Origin of the sequence: Paraburkholderia saeva, from assembly GCF_907164555.1 — a bacterium.
Lineage (GTDB): Bacteria > Pseudomonadota > Gammaproteobacteria > Burkholderiales > Burkholderiaceae > Paraburkholderia > Paraburkholderia saeva.
The window spans coordinates 727,650-750,347 of record NZ_CAJQZC010000001.1; the positions used below are offsets into that span (position 1 = coordinate 727,650).

General features: G+C 63.8%; 18 protein-coding genes. 7 read left to right on the forward strand and 11 right to left on the reverse strand.

Annotation, left to right across the window (positions count from 1 at the left end):
* Positions 1 to 53: 53 nt before the first annotated feature.
* Positions 54 to 3,224: a phosphoenolpyruvate carboxylase gene (gene ppc, locus LPA36_RS03265; protein ID WP_228874700.1), complete on the reverse strand. Its 3,171-nt coding sequence runs from the start codon at positions 3,222 to 3,224 to the stop codon at positions 54 to 56.
* A 390-nt stretch (positions 3,225 to 3,614) separates the two neighbouring features.
* Here ppc and hemC point away from each other — a divergent pair, with 390 nt between their 5' ends.
* From hemC to LPA36_RS03280, 3 genes are read left to right on the forward strand one after another with little or no spacing between them, the layout of a single operon-like run.
* Positions 3,615 to 4,595 (forward strand): hydroxymethylbilane synthase, encoded by a 981-nt coding sequence (gene hemC, locus LPA36_RS03270; protein ID WP_228874701.1) that lies wholly within the window; start codon positions 3,615 to 3,617, stop codon positions 4,593 to 4,595.
* Positions 4,595 to 6,622, forward strand: a complete 2,028-nt coding sequence (gene hemDX / locus LPA36_RS03275; protein WP_228874884.1) for a fused uroporphyrinogen-III synthase HemD/membrane protein HemX — start codon at positions 4,595 to 4,597, stop codon at positions 6,620 to 6,622. The genes hemC and hemDX overlap by 1 nt, the downstream gene beginning before the upstream one ends.
* Positions 6,623 to 6,624: 2 nt before the next feature.
* Positions 6,625 to 7,815, forward strand: a complete 1,191-nt coding sequence (locus LPA36_RS03280; protein ID WP_228874702.1) for a heme biosynthesis protein HemY — start codon at positions 6,625 to 6,627, stop codon at positions 7,813 to 7,815.
* 106 nt (positions 7,816 to 7,921) lie between these two features.
* Here LPA36_RS03280 and LPA36_RS03285 read toward each other — a convergent pair whose 3' ends face one another.
* The 3 genes from LPA36_RS03285 to LPA36_RS03295 all read right to left on the reverse strand — a co-directional run bounded on the left by LPA36_RS03285 (position 7,922) and on the right by LPA36_RS03295 (position 11,721).
* Positions 7,922 to 9,241, reverse strand: coding sequence for an MFS transporter (locus LPA36_RS03285; protein ID WP_228874703.1), 1,320 nt, complete (start codon positions 9,239 to 9,241; stop codon positions 7,922 to 7,924).
* Positions 9,242 to 9,485: 244 nt separating this feature from the next.
* Positions 9,486 to 10,244 carry an SDR family oxidoreductase gene (locus tag LPA36_RS03290; protein WP_228874704.1) on the reverse strand — a complete coding sequence of 253 codons (759 nt, stop codon included), beginning with the start codon at positions 10,242 to 10,244 and terminating at the stop codon, positions 9,486 to 9,488.
* 37 nt (positions 10,245 to 10,281) lie between these two features.
* The gene (locus LPA36_RS03295) at positions 10,282 to 11,721 is read right to left on the reverse strand and encodes an aldehyde dehydrogenase family protein (protein ID WP_228874705.1); all 1,440 of its coding nucleotides are present in this window, start codon (positions 11,719 to 11,721) and stop codon (positions 10,282 to 10,284) included.
* Positions 11,722 to 11,993: 272 nt separating this feature from the next.
* Between LPA36_RS03295 and ppa the strand changes: the two genes are divergently transcribed.
* Positions 11,994 to 12,521, forward strand: a complete 528-nt coding sequence (ppa, locus tag LPA36_RS03300; RefSeq protein WP_228874706.1) for an inorganic diphosphatase — start codon at positions 11,994 to 11,996, stop codon at positions 12,519 to 12,521.
* 56 nt (positions 12,522 to 12,577) lie between these two features.
* Here the strand turns inward: ppa and LPA36_RS03305 are convergent, their stop codons facing one another.
* Entirely contained in the window at positions 12,578 to 12,916 is a 339-nt protein-coding gene (locus LPA36_RS03305; protein ID WP_228874707.1) for a GIY-YIG nuclease family protein, read from the reverse strand.
* A complete protein-coding gene (locus LPA36_RS03310; protein WP_228874708.1) occupies positions 12,916 to 14,085 on the reverse strand; it encodes a GNAT family N-acetyltransferase in 1,170 nt (389 codons plus the stop codon). The genes LPA36_RS03305 and LPA36_RS03310 overlap by 1 nt, the downstream gene beginning before the upstream one ends.
* A 208-nt stretch (positions 14,086 to 14,293) precedes the next feature.
* Here LPA36_RS03310 and LPA36_RS03315 point away from each other — a divergent pair, with 208 nt between their 5' ends.
* Together LPA36_RS03315 and glnK are read left to right on the forward strand one after the other, a co-directional pair.
* The gene (locus LPA36_RS03315) at positions 14,294 to 15,982 is read left to right on the forward strand and encodes an NAD+ synthase (RefSeq protein WP_228874709.1); all 1,689 of its coding nucleotides are present in this window, start codon (positions 14,294 to 14,296) and stop codon (positions 15,980 to 15,982) included.
* Positions 15,983 to 16,093: 111 nt separating this feature from the next.
* Positions 16,094 to 16,432 carry a P-II family nitrogen regulator gene (gene glnK, locus LPA36_RS03320; protein WP_007587958.1) on the forward strand — a complete coding sequence of 113 codons (339 nt, stop codon included), beginning with the start codon at positions 16,094 to 16,096 and terminating at the stop codon, positions 16,430 to 16,432.
* Between the two features lie 181 nt (positions 16,433 to 16,613).
* Here the strand turns inward: glnK and LPA36_RS03325 are convergent, their stop codons facing one another.
* The 4 genes from LPA36_RS03325 to LPA36_RS03340 form a co-directional block, all read right to left on the reverse strand.
* Positions 16,614 to 17,765, reverse strand: coding sequence for a porin (locus LPA36_RS03325; protein ID WP_228874710.1), 1,152 nt, complete (start codon positions 17,763 to 17,765; stop codon positions 16,614 to 16,616).
* 566 nt (positions 17,766 to 18,331) lie between these two features.
* Positions 18,332 to 19,114 carry an ABC transporter ATP-binding protein gene (locus tag LPA36_RS03330; protein ID WP_228874711.1) on the reverse strand — a complete coding sequence of 261 codons (783 nt, stop codon included), beginning with the start codon at positions 19,112 to 19,114 and terminating at the stop codon, positions 18,332 to 18,334.
* 18 nt (positions 19,115 to 19,132) lie between these two features.
* The gene (locus LPA36_RS03335; protein WP_228874712.1) at positions 19,133 to 19,846 is read right to left on the reverse strand and encodes an ABC transporter permease; all 714 of its coding nucleotides are present in this window, start codon (positions 19,844 to 19,846) and stop codon (positions 19,133 to 19,135) included.
* Entirely contained in the window at positions 19,843 to 20,532 is a 690-nt protein-coding gene (locus LPA36_RS03340; protein ID WP_228874713.1) for an ABC transporter permease, read from the reverse strand. The genes LPA36_RS03335 and LPA36_RS03340 overlap by 4 nt, the downstream gene beginning before the upstream one ends.
* Before the next feature lie 700 nt (positions 20,533 to 21,232).
* Here LPA36_RS03340 and LPA36_RS03345 point away from each other — a divergent pair.
* The gene (locus LPA36_RS03345; protein ID WP_228874714.1) at positions 21,233 to 21,931 is read left to right on the forward strand and encodes a pirin family protein; all 699 of its coding nucleotides are present in this window, start codon (positions 21,233 to 21,235) and stop codon (positions 21,929 to 21,931) included.
* A 144-nt stretch (positions 21,932 to 22,075) separates the two neighbouring features.
* On the opposite strand, the gene LPA36_RS03350 is transcribed toward LPA36_RS03345, so the two are convergent.
* Positions 22,076 to 22,627: a periplasmic heavy metal sensor gene (locus LPA36_RS03350; RefSeq protein WP_228874715.1), complete on the reverse strand. Its 552-nt coding sequence runs from the start codon at positions 22,625 to 22,627 to the stop codon at positions 22,076 to 22,078.
* Positions 22,628 to 22,698: the final 71 nt, after the last annotated feature.

Here is a 22,698-nt window from a genome sequence, read left to right on the forward strand (position 1 = left end):
AAACGGAAAGCGTGCCCTTCGAACTACATTGCTTTTAAAGCCGGTCTGTGAAATCAGCCGGTATTGCGCAAGCCCGCCGCGATACCGTTGATCGTCAGATGGATACCGCGTCGCAGCCGCGCGTTGCGGTCACCCGCGCGGTGGCGCTTCAGCAACTCCACCTGCAGGTGGTTCAGCGGATCGAGGTACGGGAAGCGGTTCTTGATCGAACGTGCGAGCAGCGGGTTATCGGCGAGCCGTTCGGTCTTGCCGGTAATCTCCGACAGCACCTTCGACGTCCGTTCCCACTCCCCGACGATGCGCTCGAACACATGCTTGCGCAGTTTCTTGTCGGTCACAAGCTGGGCGTAGCGCGACGCGACCGCGAGGTCGGTCTTTGCCAGCACCATGTCCATGTTCGACAGCAGGTTCGAGAAGAACGGCCACGTCTTGTGCATCTTCTTCAGCAGCGACAGACGGCGTGCACGTTCGGCATCGGTCGGCGCGCTGTCCAGATGCGCGGCCACCGCGCTGCCGAAGCCATACCAGCCGGTCAGGAGCAGTCGGCACTGACCCCACGAAAAGCCCCACGGAATCGCGCGCAGATCTTCAATTTTGCGCTGCTTCGGATCCTGCAGCTTGCGCGAAGCCGGGCGGCTGCCGATGTTCAGCTCGGCGATCTCCGAAATCGGCGTCGACTCGAAGAAATACTCCTTGAAGCCCGGCGTTTCGTAGACAAGCGCGCGATACGACGCCATCGCCGTATCGGACAGCTGCTGCATCGTTTCTTCGAACGCGGGCAACTGGTCGGGCGCATTGCCGTGCGGCAGCAGCGACGCTTCGAGCGTCGCGGCGACGACCGTTTCCAGATTGCGCCGGCCGATGTCCGGGTTGCCGAACTTGCTCGCGATCACTTCACCCTGTTCGGTGAGACGGATCTGGCCGTCGACCGTGCCCGGCGGCTGCGACAGGATGGCCTGATACGTCGGGCCGCCCCCGCGTCCAACTGTACCGCCGCGGCCATGGAAGAGCCGCAGCGTCACGCCGCGTTCGTTGAAGAGCGACACGAGCGCGAGTTCCGCGCGATACAGCTCCCAGTTCGACGTGAGGAAGCCGCCGTCCTTGTTGCTGTCCGAATAGCCGAGCATGACTTCCTGCTCGCCGCCCTGATGCTCGATCAGCGAATCGACGCCCGGCAGCGCGATCAGGTCGCGCATGATGTGCGGCGCGTTACGCAGATCGGGAATCGTCTCGAAGAGCGGAATCACCATGATGCCGCCGTGCGCCGGCTGTTCGGTGTTGCCGAGCAGGCCTTTCAGCAGGCCGGTTTCTTTCTGCAGCAGCATGACCTCGACCAGATCGCTCACGGTTTCCGTGTGCGAAATGATGTAGTTGCGCACCGCACGCGCACCAAACTTCTCGCGTGTCACGCGGGCCATTTCGAGCACGCCGAGTTCGCTTTTCGCGAGATCGGAATACTCGACGTACGGCAGGCGCAGCGGACGCGGCTGACCGAGTTCCTTCAGCAGCACCGTCAGCTTGTCGGCTTCGGACAACGCGGCGTAGTCGTCCTCGACGCCCGCGCGCTTCAGCAGTTCGGCGATGACGGCTTCGTGCACATCCGAGCTTTGACGCAGGTCGATGCTGGCGAGGTGGAAGCCGAAGACTTCGGCGGCCCGCGCGAGCGGCGACAGACGCGGCGCGGCAAGCGACGCGCCGTGATGCTCCGCGAGCGAATCGATCAGCACGTGCAGGTCGGTGGCGAACTCGGCGGCGTCGGCGTAAGGCTCGGCGCTGCCGTGATTGCGCGCGGCGACGACGCCCGCGCCCAGACGCGCACGCGCGCTTTCCGCGAGGCGCGCATACACGCCGATCAGCGCGCGGCGATACGGCTCGTCGGTGCGATGCGGCGACGCGTCGGGCGAAGCGGCGGTCAGCGCCTGCAGCGCTTCGCTCGAACCGGCCAGCAGGTTCGACACGGACAGTTCCGCGCCGAGCCTGTGCACCTGATCGAGGTAGTGTTCGAAGATCACCGCGGCCTGACGCGTGATCGCGTGTTCGAGCGTCGCGGCGCTCACGTTCGGATTGCCGTCGCGGTCGCCGCCGATCCAGCTGCCCATCTGGAAGAACGGCGGCAGGCGCGCGGGCAGGCCGTGTTCGGCCAGCGCGGCTTCGATGTCGGCGTAGAGCGCCGGGATTTCCTCGAGGAACGTCGCGCGGTAATACGACAGCGCGTTCTCGATTTCGTCGGCGACGGTCAGACGTGCGTCGCGCAGCATCCGCGTCTGCCAGAGCGACGTGACGCGTGCGCGCAGCATCGTTTCGTTGTGTGCGCGCTCACGCTCGGTCAGCTGCTGGTCGCGCTCGGCGAGCAGGCGCGCGACGTCGTGCTCCGCGTCGAGAATGCTCTTGCGCTGCACCTCGGTCGGGTGCGCGGTCAGCACGGGGACGATCAGCGCGTCGTTGAAGAACTGCTGCAAGACAGGCGTCGGCGCCGCTTCGGCTTCCATCAGACGCTCGAGCGCGTAGGCCATCGTGCCCGGACGCGGCGCCGCGTTCGCGAGCGCATGAATGCGGTGGCGGCGATTGCGGTGACGGTCTTCGGCGATATTCGCGAGGTGCGAGAAGTAGCTGAACGCGCGCACGACGCTCACGGTCTGCTCCGGACTCAGCGAGCGCAGCTTCTTTTCGAGCGCCTGCGCGGCGACGTTGTCGTCTTCGCGGCGAAAGCGCACAGCCGTCTGGCGGATCGTTTCGACGACCTCGTAGACCGCGTCGCCTTCCTGCTCACGCACGACGTCGCCAAGCAGACGGCCCAGATAGCGGATGTCCTGGAAGAGCGGCTGATCCTTGTCTTCACGTGTGCGTCCGCCGGACTTCGCCGGTGCGGACGCTGTCGCGACAGCCTCGGGCGAGATGTCGAGCGGTGATTGTGCGCGGCTCTTTGCTGCACCGTTGGCGACTCCGTTCGCCGCTTTCGCGACGGACTTCGGTATGAGCGTTGTCTGGGCGCCATCGAGCGCCGGGCGCGCAGCGCCGGCCTTCGGCGTTTTCGGCGCTTTGGCTGGTTTGGCGGGCGCGACGGGTTTGGCGGCTTTGCTGGTCTTCACGCCTTTGGCGGCGGGCTGAGCGGCTTTCGTTGTTCGCGTCGCTTTGACGGGAGCAGCAGCGGCGCTCGCGGCTTTGGAGGCGGTGGGCGATGCAGTATTGCGGCGGGCAGGGCGCGCCGATCCGGAAGACGTCACGATGGGTTTCCTCGGGGAAGCCAGGGTCTGTTGATGTGAACAGCGGTTTCAAAAACACATGCGCACGAACTGCGCAGGCGCCGCCACGCACCGGTTCAACACGGGCGAGCAGCGACGCGGCACTGCAGGAACGGCATGCACGCGAAAAGAGGCATACGGGGAGGGGGAACCGCCGGTTGCCGCACGATGCGCCGCAATGCATCATCCCGCATGCTGCCGCACGGCGCGCGAACGACCGTACGGGAAGTGGGGAAGATACGGCGGCAGCACCCGGAAAGGGCGTGTCTCCTCTGTCGATGCCGCGCCAGTCGGCCATCCGGCCGATAAAGATGCACTGGCGTGCGTGCTAACATTGATTGTTATTGAACCCCGTCCTCCACTGACCTTGCAATGAATTCCGAGACCCATTCAGCGCTACCCCGCACGCTGGTGATCGCTTCGCGAGAAAGCCGCCTTGCCATGTGGCAGGCTGAACACGTGCGGTGTGCGCTGCACAAATTATATCCATCTTGTGACGTAAAAATCCTCGGAATGACAACACGTGGCGATCAGATTCTCGATCGCACGCTTTCGAAGGTCGGTGGCAAGGGTCTTTTCGTCAAGGAACTGGAAAGCGCGCTGGCCGACGGCCGCGCCGATCTGGCGGTGCATTCGCTCAAGGACGTGCCGATGGAACTGCCGGCGGGCTTTGCGCTGTCCACCATCATGGAGCGCGAGGACCCGCGCGATGCGTTCGTATCGAACACGTATGAGTCGCTGGCGGCGCTGCCTGCGGGCAGCGTGGTCGGCACATCGAGCCTGCGCCGCGAAGCGATGCTGCGTGTGCGTTATCCGCAACTCGTCGTGCAGCCGCTACGCGGCAACCTCGATACGCGGCTCTCGAAGCTGGATCGCGGCGACTACGCGGCGATCATTCTCGCTGCGGCGGGGCTGAAGCGGCTCGGTCTTGCAGAGCGAATCCGTGCGCTGCTCGATCCGGACGACAGCCTGCCCGCAGCCGGGCAGGGCGCGCTTGGCATCGAGATCCGTGAAGATCGCGCCGAGCTCGCTGCATGGCTCGCGCCGCTCCATCACGAACATACCGCTGCGGCGGTCGAAGCCGAACGCATGGTGTCGCGCATGCTGGGCGGCAGCTGCGAAGTGCCGCTTGCCGCGTTTGCGACGTGGCACGACGGCGCGCTGCATCTGCGTGGCATGGTTGCCACACCCGACGGCCAGCGTGTGCTGACCGCGCAGGCGTCGTCGCCCGCGCCCACGGCGGGTGCCGCGATCGAACTGGGTCGCGAAGTGGCGGCGTCGCTCGAGGCTCAGGGCGCGCTCGATATTGTCCGGTCGCTGAGCACCGCGAGCGGCAACGTGACCGGCGCGTGATGTCGACCGGCGCGCACATCGATTCGCCAGCAGCCACCGGCACGGCAGTGCCGCCCGGGTTCACCGTCGTCATTACGCGGCCTGCCGGGCAGTCGGCGGCCTTGATGGCGCAACTGTCCGTTGCGGGCGTCGAGGCGCTCGAATTCCCGTTGATCGACATCGGCGAAGTCGCGGATGCCGCGCCGCTGCGTGCCGCGCTGGCATCGCTCGAACACTATGCGCTGGTGGTCTTCGTGTCGCCGAACGCCGTCGATCGCGCGTTCGCGCATCACGACGCAATCTGGCCGCATGCGCTGCCGGTGGGTGTCGTCGGGCCGGGCAGTGTCGCGGCGCTCGCGCGTCATGGTGTCGAAGCGCCCGCGTACCGGGTGATCAGCCCGAGCGTCGCCGCTGACGACGACAGCGGTCGTTTCGATTCCGAGGCGCTCTTCACGGCGCTCGAGGCAACGCTCGGCGCGGGGGGCTTCGAGGGCCGGCGCGTGCTGATCGTGCGCGGCGACGGCGGGCGCGAGTGGCTGGCCGACCGCCTGCGTGAGGCGGGCGCCCAGGTCGAGACCGTGGCGGCTTACCGGCGCATCATGCCGGAGCCGTCGATCAGCGGGTGGTCGCGGGTGCATGCGCTGCTGTCGGGCGTGCCGCACGCGTGGCTCCTCACGAGTTCCGAGGGCGTGCGCAATCTCGACGAGCTGGCCCGCGAGCATCTGACCGCCGATGAGATCGTGCAGTTGAAGCGCGCGATGCTCGTCACACCCCATCCACGCATTGCGCAGACCGCGCGGGGAGTGGGTTTTGATAGGATTACGGTGTCTGGCGCGGGCGACGAGCGTATTGCCCGCGCGTTGCTCGCCTCTGCAGCTTCCGTTGCTTCCGTTGTTAAACCGGTACCGTCCAACCCGGCTCACTCACGCATGACAGATTCGAACGACACCAGAACCGCCTCCATCCCGCCGGCTGCCACGCCTCCGTTGCCGCCGAACCCGCCTTTCACGCCTTACGAAGCGCAGCAGAAGCCGCGCAACGCGAGCGGACCCCTGCTGTGGTTTGTGATCGTCGTGCTGATCTGCGCGGCGGGCGTCGGCGCGTTCGCGCTGAACCGCAAGGTCGACCGGATGGAGCAGCAGCTGGTGCAGCGTCAGCAGGCGAACGACGCGCTGACCGCCGCGCTCAACGTCAAGACCGAACAGGCGCTCGCAACGGTTCACCAGTCCGATTCGCAGGTCTCGCAACTCGAAGGCAAGCTCGCCGACGCGCAGGCCGGCCAGCAGGCGCTGCAGCAGCAATATTCGGATCTCGCGCGCAATCGCGACGACTGGACGCTCGCGGAAGTCGGCCAGATGCTGTCGGCGGCGAGCCAGCAACTGCAGCTCACCGGCAACACCCAGCTTGCGCTCTTCGCGCTGCAAAGTGCCGACACGCGCCTCGCCGCGTCGGACAGCCCGCAGGTCATCACGGTGCGCAAGGCGATCGCGCAGGACATCGACAAGCTGAAGTCGGCGCCGTCTACCGACCTCACGGGCCTTGCAATCAAGCTCGACAACGCAATCGATCAGGTCGACGCGCTGCCGCTTTCCGGCGAAGCCCCGATCGGCCATGCCGCCGCACATGCGGCAACGCCGCCTGATTCGGCGAAGGTGTCGGCGGCGACCGGCGAGCCGCGCTGGAAGGTGTTGTGGCGTGAGTTCACCATGGGCATTGGCCAGCAGCTTGCCAGCCTTGTCCAGGTGCGCCGCATCGACAACGCCGACGCGATGCTCATCGCGCCCGACGAAGGCTATTTCGTGCGCGAGAACCTCAAGCTGCGCCTGCTGTCGGCACGGCTCGCGCTCCTGTCGCGCAACCAGACGACGCTCAAGTCCGACCTGCATGCCGCCGATGCCGCACTGGGCCGCTACTTCGACAGTTCGTCGAAGCGCGTACAGACGGTGCGCGAGCTGGTCAAGGACGTGGATACCGGTTCGGCTGCCGTTGAGCTGCCGAACCTGAACACGAGCCTTCAGGCTGTCCATCAATACCGGAGCCGGGGTTAATCATGGCTATCCGCGGACTTCTCTGGCTGGCCTTCCTGTTCGCGATCGCGGTCGTGCTGGCGACGGCCGGCCGGTTCGATACCGGCCAGGTTCTGCTCGTCTACCCGCCGTATCGCATCGATATTTCGCTGAACCTGTTCGTCGTCGGCCTGCTCGTGACGTTCATCGTGCTCTACACGCTGATGCGCGCGATCCGCAACATCTGGCGCATGCCGCAACGTGTTGCCGCCTACCGTGCGCGTTCGCGCGTGGCGAAGGCGCAGGCAGCACTGCGCGACGCGATCGGCAACCTCTATGCAGGCCGTTTCTCGCGCGCTGAAAAAGCAGCCCGCGAGGCGCTGACGAATCCGGACAACAAGGGTGCGGCAGGCCTGATCGCGGCGAACGCGGCGCATCGCATGCACGAATATGCGCGTCGCGACGAGTGGCTCGCGCAGATCGACGAAGCCGACTGGCAGGACGCCCGCCTGATGGCAACCGCCGACATGCGCGCCGACGGTCGCGACGCCGACGGCGCGCTGGAAGCGTTGAAACAGATGCAGACGCAAGGCGGCCGGCGTATTCATGCGCAGCAGATCACGCTGCGCGCGCAGCAGCAGCTGAAGAACTGGAGCGAAGTGCTGAAGCTCGTCAAGACGCTGGAAAAGCGCGAGGCCATCCATCCGGCTGTCGCGGTGCGCCTGCGTCAACTGGCGGCGGAGAACCTGTTGCGCGACCGTCGCCATAACGCGGACGCACTGCTGGAACTGTGGCATTCGCTTACGCCGACGGAGCGCCATTCACCGCGTCTCGCCGATCTCGCCGCCGAGTTGCTGATCGGGCTGAACCGCCCGAACGAAGCGCGCAGGATCGTCGAAGAAGCGCTCGCGCAGAACTGGGACGCGCGCTTGCTGCGCCGTTATCCGGAAACCGCGGGCGGCGACGCGCTGCCGCTGATCCAGAAGGCGGAAGCGTGGAAGAACGATCGCCCCGACGACGCCGATCTGCTGTTTGCGCTCGGCCGTCTGTGCCTGCATCAGAAGCTGTGGGGCAAGGCACAGTCGTTCCTTGAACAGGCGCTGAAGCTCGCCGATAACGAACCGCTCAAGATCCGTTCGCATCGTGCACTCGCGCGGCTGCACGAACAGCTTGGCGATGCCGGCAAGGCGAGCGAACACTATCGGGAAAGCGCGCTGGCGATGAACGTGGTTTGACGTCGCGCTTCGTCGAATCCGCGAGCCGCAGTCGATAAAAAAGCCTCCGTGGGTAACGCCCACGGAGGCTTTTTAACGTGCTTTCGCAGGTAGCGAATAACCAGCGCTACCTGTTCACCAGTCGCGCCGGCACGCTGATCGCGAGCAGCCCGCCGGCAATCATGCAGCCGGCCAGCATGTACATACCGGAATCGTTGGCGGCGGTGACCTGCTTGAGCCAGCCTACGGCGTACGGGCTCAGAAAGCCCGCAAGGTTGCCGAGGGAGTTGATCATCGCAATGCCGGCCGCCGCGCCTGTGCCGGCGAGAAACGCGGTCGGCAGGCTCCAGAAAAGCGGCAGCGTGGTCAGAATGCCCATCGTCGCGAGCGTGAGGCCAGTCATGGCGAGCAACGTGTTGTGCGCCCATACGACCGACAGCACCAGTCCCAGCGCGCCCGCAAACGCCGGTATCGCGACGTGCCAGCGACGCTCGCGCATGCGATCGGCGCTTCTCGCAACCAGCAGCATCGCGACAACGGCGGCGGCGAACGGAATCGCCGACAGGAGACCGATCGTCCAGGCGTCGGTGACGCCGGTTGCCTTGATGATCGTCGGCAGCCAGAAGCTCACGCCGTAGAGGCCCATCACGAACGAGAAGTAGATCAGGCTCATAAGCCACACGCGCGGGCTCGACAGCACCTTGCGGACCGGCATGTCGTGCTTGGCCGATTCCTCGGCGGCAATGTTGCGTTCGAGCAGTTCCTGTTCTTCGCGTGTCAGCCATTTAGCCTTGCTGATGCGGTCATCGAGTTTGAGGAACACCCAGACGCCGACGAGCACCGAAGGAATGCCTTCGAGCAGAAACAGCCACTGCCAGCCTTGCCAGCCGTTCACACCATTGAGGTTCTTCAGGATGTAGCCCGACACCGGGCCGCCGATCACGCCGGAAAGCGCGATGGCCGTCATGAACCACGTCGTCATGCGACCGCGCCGGTGGGCCGGATACCAGTAAGTGAGATACAGGATGATGCCGGGGAAGAAGCCCGCTTCAGCAAGACCGAGCAGGAAGCGCATCACGTAGAACATGGTTGGCGTGGTGACGAACATCGTCAGCATCGAAACGATGCCCCACGTCGCCATGATCCGCGCGATCCAGACACGCGCGCCGACCTTGTGCAGGATGATGTTGCTCGGAATTTCGAAGATAAAGTAGCCGAGGAAGAAGATGCCGGCGCCAAAGCCGTACACCGCATCGCTCAGGTTGAGATCGGCCGTCATCTGCAGCTTCGCGAAACCCACATTGACGCGATCGAGGTAGGCCACGACGTAACACAGCATCACGAGCGGCGTGAGCCGCCAGGCCACCTTGCGGTACGTCGCCTCTTCGAAGGTGGAAGGCGGTGCGCCGGCGCCGGGCGCGTGCAGCGGATTCGCGGGACTGGCCATAGGGGTGTCTCCTCGTTCGTTGTACGTAGAAAGAAGTGCCGCGTTTCGCGCATTCTATACGGGGTTCGAGCGAAATCCGGACCGCCAGGGGCGGGGAAAACACCGAGATCCCGCGGCGCGAACCCTGCGGGGTTACGGGTTCTGCGCGCCTTGCCGCGTGTAGCCGCGAGGCAATCCGGATCGCCTCGTGGCTATCTCGCGGTTACCTCATATCCCTGATCGCTGCAATGCGTCCCGCTACGCGCTAGACGCAGCGCCCGCCGTCTACTTCGAGACACACGCCGGTGATGAATTCCGCTTCGTCCGAAGCGAGGTACAGGCATGCGTTAGCAATGTCCTGAGGCGTCGAAAACCGGCCGAGCGGGATACCCGCGAGGAAGCGTTTGCGGTTCTCTGGCGTATCTTCGACGCCCATGAACTCGGAGAGCAGGGCGGTTTCGCCGATCACCGGATTCACGCAGTTCACGCGGATGCGGTCGGGACCGAGTTCGGCCGCGAGCGCCTTGCTCGCGATAATCACGGCACCCTTGCTGCCGTTGTACCAGACGAGTCCGGGCCGTGGCCGCACACCAGCCGTCGACGCGATGTTGACGAACACGCCGCCACCCTGCTCGCGGAAGTAAGGCACGAACTGCTGCACGCTCCAGTAGATGCTTTTCACGTTGACCGCGTAGACGCGATCGAACTCGGCCTCGGTGACGTCGAGCACCGGTTTGTTGCGATGGGTGGTGCCTGCATTGTTGACCACGATCTGCACGCTGCCGAAGTCTTCGAGCGCGGCCTCGCGTAACGTGGTCCAGTCTTCGCTGCGCGTGACGTCGCCCGCGACCGCGATCGCCTTGCCGCCCGCGAGCGCAATTTCGCTCGCGACGCGTTCGGCGGCCGGGCCGTTCAGATCGTTGACGACGACGTTCGCACCTTCACGCGCATACGTTTTCGCGATGCCTTCACCGAAACCCGAGCCTCCACCTGTGACGATGGCCGTCTTGCCTGTCAACCGCATGATGTCTCCTTGTTTTTCGTGAACGTCAAACCGGCAACTAGCCGTGCCGGATCGCGACCGTTTTCAGCACAGTGAATCCGTAAAGCGCTTCGAAGCCTTTCTCGCGGCCGTGGCCCGAATGCCCCACGCCGCCGAACGGCAGTTCGACGCCGCCGCCCGCGCCGTAGTTGTTGATGAACACCTGCCCCGAGCGCACGCGCCGTGCAAGACGCAGCTGACGCGCACCGTCGCGTGTCCAGATGCCCGCAACAAGCCCGTAAGGCGTGCCATTGGCGAGCGCTACCGCGTCGTCTTCGTCGCTGAACGGCATGGCGGCGAGCACCGGGCCGAACACTTCTTCACGCGCGAGCCGGTGCGTGGGCGGCACGTCGCGCAACAGCGTGGGCGCCTGATAAAAGCCGGTTTCGGGCGCCTCCGCGATGACTTCGCCATGCGCCGCCATGGCGACGCCGTCGTGCTGCGCATCGGAGAGAAAGTCCCACACGCGTTGTTGTTGCTTCGCGCTGATGAGTGGCCCGCAATCGAGGTCGGCGACGGAAGGCCCGACGCGCAGCGCATGAAACGCCGTGCCGAGCCGGTCGAGCAGCGGCTCGTAGATCTCGCGGGCAATCAGCACGCGGCTGCCGGCCGAACACGTCTGGCCCGCGTTCTGGACGATCGCCGACACCAGTACGGGCAGCGCGGCTTCGAGATCGGCGTCGGCGAACACGATTTGCGGCGACTTGCCGCCGAGTTCCAGCGTGACCGGCACGTGGTTGTCGGCGGCCATCTGCGCGACGAGCCTGCCTGTTGCCGGTGAGCCCGTGAACGAAATGTGATTGATGCCCGGGTGACGCGCGAGCGCCGCGCCGGCTTCGTGTCCGTAGCCTGTAACGACGTTCAGCGCGCCCGCGGGCAGGCCAGCCTCGGCAGCCAGTTCGGCCACGCGCAGCACGGTCAGGCACGCGTCCTCGGCCGGTTTAACGACGCATGCGTTGCCGGCCGCCAGCGCCGCCCCGACGCTGCGCCCGAAAATCTGCATCGGATAGTTCCACGGCACGATATGGCCCGTGACACCGTGCGGCTCACGGATCGTAAAGACCGTATAGCCGGATTGATAGGGCAGTGTTTCGCCGTGCAGCTTGTCGGCGGCACCGGCGTAGAACTCGAAGTAGCGCGCGAGCGCCGATGCATCCGCGCGGGCCTGCCGCAGCGGCTTGCCGGTATCGCGCGCCTCGAGCTTTGCCAGTTCTTCGTGACATGCGGTAACGAGCATCGACAGCCGGTACAGCACGCGGCCGCGATCGGCCGCGTTCGCGGCGCCCCATGCGCCCTCGTATGCGCGCCGGGCAGCCTGAACCGCGCGATCGATATCCGCCGCCGTGCCGCGTGCGAGGCGCGTGAACGGCTGGCCGTCGGACGGATCGATGACTTCGATCGTCTCGCCGCCGCTGGAACTGCTCCATTCGCTGCCGATGAAGTGTTTCGCTTCTTCCATGCATGCTCCTGGTTGAAAACCGGAAACGCCCGCGCCCGCGGACCGGAACGGAAATCGTGCCCAGGTTGCACACGATGCTGCGCGGACAAATCGCGACAGCCGTGCAACCGGCAACCCCCAGAACGATTATCGCGCCGATCCCGCGCCGGCTGCCATCGGCCGATTGGCTATAATGGCGCATTCCGCACTGGCCGGCCGCGTGGCCGCGAGCGCCGCTCAGGGCGCCGCTGCCGCTCGCCGTGCTCCGATTTCATCCTGACCAGAGAACGCTCATGAGCTTCAATCACGTGCCCGCAGGCAAAGATCTCCCGCAAGATTTCAACGTCATCATCGAAATCCCGGCGCAAAGCGATCCGGTGAAGTACGAAGCCGACAAGGATCTGGGCCTGCTCGTCGTCGACCGTTTCATCGGCACGGGCATGCGCTATCCGGCCAACTACGGCTTCATTCCGCAGACGCTGTCGGGCGACGGCGACCCGGTCGACGTGCTCGTGATCACGCCGTTCCCGCTGCTCGCGGGTTCCGTGGTGCGCGCCCGCGCGCTCGGCATGCTGCAGATGACGGACGAATCGGGCGTCGACGCGAAGCTGATCGCCGTGCCGCACGACAAGATCTGCCCGATGACGGCAGACCTGAAGTCGATCGACGACGTCCCCGCCTACCTGAAAGACCAGATCAAGCACTTCTTCGAGCAATACAAGGCGCTGGAGAAGGGTAAGTGGGTGAAGGTGGACGGCTGGGCGGGCATCGAAGCCGCACACAAGGAAATCACCGAAGGCGTTGCGAACCACAAGAAGTAAGCAGTCGCCGCCAGATGGAAAAAACCGCGCGGGCCTTTCGGGGCCGCGCGGTTTTTTTATGTCGTACGCCGGGATGCCTCGGCTTCGGCCTCGGGTTCAGTCCCGGTCTCGATTTCGACTTCGACCACGGGCAACACCGATTCGAGCGTGCGCACGCCGGCAGCCAGCGCCCGTTTTTCCGTGGCGGTGAGCCGTTTGACCCAGTATTCGGCGCGCGAAGCGCTCGAGCGGTCGGCGAGTTCAAACGAAGCGAGCAGTTGTCGCGGTTTGCGCGAGCGCGTGTAGCGCGCGCCCATGCCGCTCACGTGTTTGTCGAAACGCGCCTGCACGTCGACCGCAATGCCGGTGTAGACGCTGCCGTCTTCACATTCGATGAGGTAGAGAAACCAGGCCATCACGTCCTGAACGGATTGTGTTCGCGCAGTTCATCGACATACGCGTGGATGTTGTTCGTTTCGCCTTCGAGAAACCGTCCGACAGCATCCGAAAACGCCGGGTGCGCCAGCCAGTGCGCGGAACGCGTGACGGTCGGCAGAAAGCCGCGGGCCATCTTGTGCTCGCCCTGTGCGCCGCCTTCGAACGCGGCGAGCTTTTCCTCGATGCAGAATTCGAGCGGCTGGTAGTACGCCGTTTCGAAGTGCAGGCATGGCACGTGTTCGAGCGCGCCCCAGTAGCGTCCGTACAGCGTGCCGCCGGTTTTGTCGTCGCGCTGGTAGACGACGAGCGAACTCGCGATCGGCTTGCCCTCGAACTCCGCGATCACGAGCAGCAGGTTCTCCGGCATCGTCTCGCCGATCAGGCGGAAGAAGTCGAGGTTCAGATACGGCGTCGAAAAATGCTCGCGGTACGTCTGCCGGTAGCATTTGCTGAAGAAACGCCAGTCGGCATCGGTGGCGTCCTCGCCGCGCACGCGGCGGAACGTGACGCCCGCATCCTGAACCTTGCGCCGCTCCGCGCGGATGTTCTTGCGCTTCTTCTGTTCGAGCGTCGACAGGAAATCGTCGAAGGTCTGGTAGCCGTCGTTCAGCCAGTGAAACTGCACGCCTTCGCGCTGCATCATGCCGAGATCGGTCAGCGCACGGGCTTCGGTTTCGGTCGGGAAGAGCACGTGCAGCGACGATACGTCGGCCTGTTCGGCAAACGCCATGACGGTTGCCGCGAGATGACGCAGCGCGGGTTCACCGGTCGCGAGCAGCCGGTTGCCCTGCACGGGCGTGAACGGCACTGCGCACAGCAGCTTCGGATAGTAGGGCACGCCGTTGCGCTTGTAGGCGTCGGCCCATGCCCAGTCGAACACGTATTCGCCGTACGAGTGACCTTTCAGGTACACCGGCGCGGCCGCTTCCAGCGCGCCGGTGCGCGCGTTCGTCAGCGTGACGAACTGCGTCGCCCAGCCGGTGTCGGGCACCGCGCAACGTGTCGTGTGCAAGGCGCTCAGGAATTCGTGGCGCAGAAACGGCGTCGATTGCGACTGCCGTGCGAGGAGTGCGTTCCATTCGGCGGCGTCCACCTCGAGCGGCGACGCCAGAATGCCCGTGCGATAATCGAAGCGTTCCTGATTCAATCTGTGTAACCGTTCCACTCTGTTCGACGTCGAATGCACGATGTGCGCCGCGTCGTCCGTATTGGCGCCGGGTTTGATGCCGGCCTTCGTTTTGCCCGTTGCTTCGTCCGCTGTTTTATCCGCGTTTTTATCGCGGTTTCGTCCGTTACACCGAACCACTGTTGATGCCGTCGCCGCCAGGCCGCGGGCCCGCTTTTCACGCACTGCCATGAAGACCCGAATCGCTCTAGCCCAACTCAATGTCACCGTCGGCGACTTCGCCGGCAACGTCGCGAAGATCGTCGACGCGGCCCGCGCGGCGCACAACGATGGTGCGAAGCTGCTGGTCGCGCCGGAACTTGCACTTTCCGGCTATCCGCCTGAAGACCTGCTGCTGCGTCCCGCGTTCTATACCGCGAGCGCCGCGGCGCTTGCCGGTCTCGCCGCGCAGTTGAAGCCTTTCAAGGGCCTTCACGTGGTGGTCGGACATCCGTATCGCGACACGGCGAACGGCCATGGTAATGCAAACGCGCCGATCGAGCGCGGCGTGCCGCCGGTCGATACGTTCAACGCGGCATCGCTCATCGTCGACGGCGAGATCGTCGGCACGTATCGCAAGCAGGATCTGCCGAACACGGAAGTTTTCGACGAAAAGCGCTATTTCGCCACCGACCCGCAGCCGTTCGTCTTCGAACTCGACGGCGTGAAATACGGCGTGGTGATCTGCGAGGACGTGTGGCATGCGTCGGCGGCGCAGATTGCGAAGGCGGCGGGCGCGCAGGTGCTGCTGATTCCGAACGGCTCGCCCTATCACCTCAACAAGGAAGCGGTGCGCGTCGACATCCTGCGTGCGCGGATTCGCGAAACCGGCCTGCCGATGGTCTACGTGAACATGGTCGGCGCGCAGGACGAACTCGTGTTCGACGGCGGCTCGTTCGTGCTCGACGGGAACGGCGAACTGGTCGCGAAGTTCGCGCAGTTCGAGGAGACGTGCCCGATCATCGAATTCGACGGCGCGGTGCCGGTGCCCTCGACGATCGCGCCCGAGCGCTCCGTCGAAGCGCAGGTGTACGCGGCGCTCGTGATGGGCGTGCGCGACTACATCGACAAGAACGGCTTTCCGGGCGTGCTCATCGGCCTGTCGGGCGGCGTGGATTCGGCGCTGGTGCTCGCGGTTGCCTGCGATGCGCTCGGCGCCGATCGCGTGCGCGCGGTGATGATGCCGTCGCGCTATACCGCCGACATCTCCACGACCGACGCCGCCGAGATGGCCCGACGCGTCGGCGTGCGCTATGACGAGATCGCGATTGCGCCGATGTTCGACGCGTTTCGCACGTCGCTCGCCGATGAATTCGCCGGCCGCGCCGAAGACGCCACCGAGGAAAACATCCAGGCCCGCATTCGCGGCACGCTGCTGATGGCGCTCTCAAACAAGTTCGGCTCGATCGTGCTCACAACCGGCAACAAGAGCGAGATGGCGGTGGGCTACTGCACGTTGTATGGCGACATGGCTGGCGGCTTCGCGGTCATCAAGGACATCGCGAAGACGCTCGTCTATCGCCTGTGCCACTACCGTAATGCCGCGACGACGTTCGCGAAACAGGACATCATCCCCGAGCGGATTCTGACGCGCGCGCCTTCGGCGGAACTGCGCGAGAACCAGACCGACCAGGACAGCCTGCCCGAATACGACGTGCTCGACGCCATCATGCGCATGTACATGGAAGAGGACCGCTCACTCGCCGAAATCATCGCGGCGGGCTACGCGGTGGATGACGTCAGGCGTGTCACGCGGCTCATCAAGATCAACGAATACAAGCGGCGTCAGGCGCCGATCGGCATCCGCGTCACGCATCGCGCGTTCGGTCGCGACTGGCGTTATCCGATCACGTCGCGCTATACGGAACCCGTGGAATGAGAACGCGCGCGCGAAGCCGCACTACTCGCAAGCGCTCTGGCGCGGCGTAGAATCAAAAGCATTCATTCCGTTTTCAATTTTTTCAATCTTTCGACCTGGATGAGGGACGCCATGAAACGCATCACCGCAGTCATCAAACCGTTCAAGCTCGACGAAGTACGCGAAGCGCTGGCCGAAGTCGGGCTGACCGGGCTGACCGTCACGGAAGTCAAAGGCTTCGGCCGTCAGAAGGGCCACACCGAGCTGTATCGCGGCGCGGAATACGTGGTCGATTTCCTGCCGAAAGTGAAGATCGAAGTGGTGGTGGCGAACGATCAGTGCGACCAGGTGATCGACGCGATCATCGGCGCGGCGCGCACGGGCAAGATCGGCGACGGCAAGATCTTCGTCGCGGACGTGGAGCGTGTGATCCGGATCCGTACCGGCGAGGAAAACGAAGCAGCCGTGTGATGTAGATCCAGAAGACCGACGGCTGGAAGAGAGCACTGGCGTTGCACCACGCCGGTGCTCTTTTTGTTTGGGTGTGCCAGAAATAAAAAACGGTGCGATACCCTTTCGGGCACCGCACCGATACGCGCCTCTCGCAGCAGCGTGAAAACTTCTCTTTAACTGTTCTTGTTACACCGTTCGATTAGAACGAGTGTTGAATACCTGCGTACACGCCCGACTGGCTGTGACCCGGCAGCGGATTGTCCGTGCTGGTTGCCGTACCGGCGTTGTTCGCATTCAGGCCGTAGTTAGCCGTCTTGCTGTTTTGCGTCGTGGCGATCTGGATGTCCAGCAGCGTGCGCTTCGACAGGTTGTACGAGCCGCCGATCGTGTAGATCGTCGCGTTGCCTGCGCCGTTGTTGCCGTTCACGTGGTAGACCGCTGCGATCAGCGCAGCTGCCGGTGTTGCTTGCCACGTTACACCGCCCCATTCGTGATCGAGCGTCGTCGGTTGACCCGGCAGAACACCTTCAGCACCCGACGAGCGGATAGCCTGGTATGCAGCCTGGACCTTGAACTGGCCGAGGAACACGTTCAAGAGAGCCGAGTATTCACGCGATGCTGCGAACACGCCGTTGCCCGTGTTGAGGGTGTTGACGTTGGTCAGGTTCGGGCCGTACAGCGCGCCGTTTGCCGGGTTGCGAATTTCGTCATAGATACCGCGAACCTGGAACAGTGCGTTCGTGTAGGTGATCTGTGCGCCAGCTTCGCGACCTTGCGGGGTCGTGCCATTGCCGTTCCAGTTCGTTGCGTTCGACAGCGAGTACTGACCGTAGAAGTCAAGGCCTGCGAACTTCGGCGACTGGTACGAAATGTTGTTGCTCGACGCCGGCCAGTTGCGGCCACGCACCAGCGATGCCGACGACCAGTTCGACTGACCGAACGGGTCAAAGTCCCACACGCCGTTCGAGATGAAGAGTTCACGACCCAACAGCAGCGTACCGAAACCGTCGTTCGACATACCGACCGTCGCCCAGCGATTGAAGAGACCGCCACCGCCAGGGCCTGCGCCCGTCATCGTGTTGAAGGAGCCTTCCAGCTGGAAGAGAACCTTGTTGCCGCCACCGATGTCCTCAACACCCTTCATGCCCCACAGGCTGGTACCCCAGTCGCCGCTTTCTGCGCGGAAACGATTCGTGCTGCCAGTTGCCTGACCGTTTGCACCGGTGCCTTGCGGAACACCCGTCATGTACTCAAGGCCGGCATCCAGGCGCCCATACAGCGTTACGCTGCTCTGTGCGTGTGCTGCCACGCCAAACGTCAGCAGCGATGCCGCGAGCAAAGCTTTCTTCATCTTCTCCTCCATACCCTGTCAAAAAAATAAACCCAGTACTGCGAATGGTGTCCGGACGCCAGAGGCGCCGAACAGAAATCCGTACCAGAGAGCTTTGCGGCCGGGGTCGTATGTTGATGACGCGCGGCCTTGTTGGGCCATCTTTACGTCATGCCCGATCCCTCGTTGACCGGTATCTCCTGTGCGTCTTATGAAGTGAAACTACTTTTATCGAACTTTGTTTTGCTACTTTGGTTACTAATTTAGCAAAAATACCCCTACCTGGCGAAGAAAATCGACGTCTCCCAAACAGGTGTCGCCAAATTGCAATACGTCCGTGCCTGCTACTTCGGCAACAATGCTCTAAATATCGCTTAAACCCTTGTGCGACAAGGGAATCACGGTTCATAACGCATGGAGTCAAGGATTGCCACTATTGACGTTCCAAATCGTCAGGAGTAGGGCCAGACTGTGGTTGCTTTGCGCATATGTTGGGATAAATCGCTTGTTCGAGGTGCATGCGACCGAAATGAAACAAGGCGCTGAAAGCGCCTTGTAAAACTACATAAACTACAAATCCGTCGTTCTTACTTGAGACTGCCCGAAAGGAACTGTTTGAGACGATCGCTCTTCGTGTGTTTGAAGACTTCGTCGGGATGACCCTCTTCTTCCACGCGTCCCTGGTGCAGGAACATCACGTGGTTCGAGACGTTGCGCGCGAACGCCATCTCATGGGTGACGACGATCATCGTGCGGCCTTCTTCGGCGAGCGTCTGCATGACCTTCAGCACTTCGCCGACGAGTTCCGGGTCGAGCGCCGAAGTCGGTTCGTCGAAGAGCATCACGTCAGGATGCATCGCGAGCGCGCGGGCGATCGCCACGCGCTGCTGCTGGCCGCCCGACAGATGCGACGGATACTGTTTCTCGACGCGCGGCGCGAGCCCGACCTTTTCGAGGTACTGGCGGGCACGATCCTCGGCTTCGCGGCGCGGCAGGCCGAGCACGTTCACGGGCGCTTCGGTGATGTTCTCGAGCACCGACATGTGCGTCCACAGGTTGAAGTGCTGGAACACCATCGACAGTTTGGTGCGCACGCGCTGCAGCTGCCTGTGATCGGAGACGCGCAGCGCACCGCTGCGGTTGTCCTTCGCGGTGCGCACTTCCTCGCCGTCGACGAAGATGCGGCCCGCGTTCGGCTGTTCGAGGAAGTTGATGCAGCGAAGCATCGTGCTCTTGCCCGAACCGGACGAGCCGATGACGCTGATCACGTCGCCTGCGTTCGCCTTCAGCGAGACGCCCTTCAGGACTTCGTTGTCGCCGTACTGCTTGTGGAGCTCATCGACGAAGAGCTTCTGTTTGCTGGTTTTCATCTGTGTCTCTCGTCAGGCTTACTTGCCCTGCGGCCGCAGATAGGCGAGCCAGCGGTGCTCGGCGCGGCGGAAGAGCCACACGAGCGTGAAGGAAATAGCGAGGTAGAGCAGGGCGGCAATGCCGAACGCTCCGAACGACTGGTACGTGGCCGAGTTCACGTCACGTGCGATCTTGAGGATGTCGGGCACGGTCGCAGTGAACGCGACGGTCGTGGCGTGCAGCATCAGGATCACTTCGTTGCTGTAGTACGGCAGCGCGCGACGCAGCGCCGAAGGCAGGATCACACGGCGATACAGCGTGAACTGCGACATCCCGTACGCACGGGCCGCCTCGATCTCGCCGTAGGGCGTAGCCTTGATCGCGCCCGCGAAGATTTCGGTGGTGTACGCGCAGGTGTTCAGCGTGAACGCGAGCAGCGTGCAGTTCATGCCGTTGCGGAAGAACGCGTCGGTGAGCGCGTGCGAATGGATGAACTCGAGGCTGTAAAGACCCGTGTAGCAGAGCAGCAGCTGGACATACAGCGGCGTGCCGCGAAACACATAGGTATACAGCCACACCGTGCGCGACAGCCATTTCTTCTTCGATACGCGCGCGACAGCCAGCGGGATCGACAGGCAGAAGCCAAAACCAATCGACACGACCAGCAGCCACATCGTGATCGCGAGGCCGGTGAAGCGATAGCCGTCGGTGAAGAGGTAGTTGCGCCAGTACTCCTGGATCAGCCCGATCATAGATCCGCCTTTCGCACACCGGTCGAGTAACGTTTTTCGAGGTACATCAGCACAAAGTTCGAGACGGTGGTGATGACGAGATAGACCGCGCCCGCCAGCAGGGTGAAGAAAAAGAATCGCAGCGTGCCCTTGCCGGCATCCTGCGAAGCCTTGACGACGTCAGCGAGACCGATGATCGACACGAGCGCCGTGGCCTTGACCATCACCTGCCAGTTATTGCCTATGCCGGGAAGCGCGAAGCGCATCATCTGCGGGAACATGATGCGCGAGAACACCTGCCACGCGCTCATGCCATAAGCCGACCCGGCCTCCAGCTGGCCACGTGGAACCGAGAGGAACGCGCCGCGAAACGTTTCGGTGAAGTACGCGCCGTAGATGAAACCCAGCACGATCACGCCGGCGACGAACGGATCGATGTCGATCTGTTCCCACCCGATCAGGTCGGTGAGGTCGTTCAGCCAGATCTGGAGGCTGTAGAAGAGCAGCAGCATCAGCACCAGATCGGGCACGCCGCGTATCAGTGTTGTATACAGCGTGCCGACGCCGTGCGACACACGGTTCTTCGACAGTTTCGCCCCCGCACCGAGCAGGCCGAGGAGAAAGGCGAACGCCAGCGACAGGACCGCCAGTTTGACGGTCTGCCAGGTGCCGGCAAGGATGATGGGGCCGTAGCCTGATAGAAACATATGAAGTCCTTGACGACGCGTCTCGACGCCGCGAAAGACGCGGTTCCGCGCGCGCCGTGTGTCCTGTTGCCGGTGGATCCATCGATCCGGCGGGACGCCCGGCGCACAGCAGGCCGCTGTGCGATTCGTGACTGCACAGCCGCGCCCCGGATCCGGGGCCGCGAGACATGCCAGGCGTCCCGCTTCGTGCGGGTTACCTGTCCTGTCTTCGCCGGCGATGCAGCGCTTTTTCCGACTGTATAACCAGAACCCCGTCCGGCCCATTGGTACCGGCCCGGTCTCCCGTGGCCGCTTTCCGCTGGTTTCCCGACCGCCGTCGTTGACCGCCAGTCGGCCAACGCCAGCGGTCAGCGGTCGCCGTGCCTGGCTCGCCGTCGCTATTCTAGGCGGACAAAATTGCTGCAGAGGCCCCTCGCAAGTCCCCTCGGGCGCCGGGCGAAACGCACGGCGGAAGGCGCAAGGGCGTGCGGAGCAAGTCCGTCCGACCGAAAAGCGCGGTATTTTACCCGAACAGCCGGCGCGCGCCACCCGGGCTTCGCCCCTGGTCGGGCATACCTGCGTCGCGCGGCCCCGCGAAGGACCCTGCGAGGCCGCGCGATTGGCATCGCTGGCGAAACGATGCAGTGCACGCATGCGGATTGTCCTTTTGATCGCGTGCCCATACATTCTGCGCATCGCACAATATTGACGGGAGATCGACATGCTGCAGATTCGCCGCTCGGACGAACGCGGTCACGCCAACCATGGCTGGCTCGACTCGTATCACAGCTTTTCATTTGCCGACTACTACGATCCCGACCATATGCAGTTTGGCCCGCTACGCGTCATCAACGAAGACGTGATCGGGCCGGGCGAAGGCTTCGGCACGCACGGCCATCGCGACATGGAGATCGTCACGTACGTGTTGCAGGGCGCGCTCGCGCACAAGGACAGCATGGGCAACGGCTCGACGATCCGTCCCGGCGACGTCCAGCGCATGAGCGCCGGCACGGGCGTGATGCACAGCGAATTCAACGCATCGAAGGAAGAGCCGCTGCATCTGCTGCAGATCTGGGTGCTGCCGGCCCGTCGCGGCGATGCGCCCGGCTACGAGGAGAAACGCTTCGAAGATGCGGACAAGCGTGGCCGGTTGCGGGTCGTCGCTTCCCCCGACGGGCGCGACGGTTCGGTGACGATTCACTCGGACGCCTCGATCCACGCCGGGCTCTTCGACGGCGCCGAGCGCGCTGACTTCACGGTGCCGGCAGGGCGGCGTGTCTACGTGCAGGTGGCGCGCGGCGGCGTGACGGTGAACGGCGAAGCGCTCACGGCTGGCGATGCGGCGATGCTCGCCGACGTCGACACGGTCACGCTCGAAAAGGGCAATCAGGCCGAAGTGCTGCTGTTCGACCTCGGCTGACGTTGCGGCTGAAGTAACGGGTCGCGCGCACCACCGGATCACCTTCGCGCTGTCATGCCACAAACACGATCGCCACGGAGAACATCCCGTGGCGATTTTTTTCTCCTGCAAGCGGCGTGTGCAGCCTGCAGGAGCCAGGGCCGCTTACGGCTTGACTGCCGAAGCAGCGCCCGGCGCAGCACCGCGATGCTGTTCCCAACGCTCATGCATCTTCTCGTGGCGTTGTTCCATCTTCGCGAAGCGCTGCTTGATCGCGGTGCTGACGGTCGTCTTTTGCTGGTCGTTCAGGCCGTTGTAGAACGTGAGCCATGCATTCGCGCTCTGTTCGCGCAGCTGCGCGTCCTGCTGCTCGATCTTCTGATGCGCAGCGTGCATCGCGTTCAGGTCGAGAATCGGTTGCTGCTGCATCGACTTGAACTGCTGCTTCATCTGTTCATGATTCGCACGTTCGGCTTCGTGCGTCTGCTTCATCGTGTCGAGCGCGGCCTGCCACTGTTTCTCCTGATCCGCGTTCAGGTTCAGCTGGCCGTGCAGCTGGCTCAGTTCCTTCATGAAGTGGCCGTGCCAGCCACCAGGGCCGCCGGGACCACCGGGGCCGCCCATGGCGCCACCCGGCTGGGCAGCGTAAGCGATGCCAAGGCTCAGTGCGAGAGACGAAGCGGCAACGGCGAGAAAGCGTGAAGTTTTTGTAGACATGGAGCGACTCCTTTATGTTGATCCAGGCCGGCGGTGCGGGGGCGTCATCGCGAGAGTGAGACGGCCCGCAT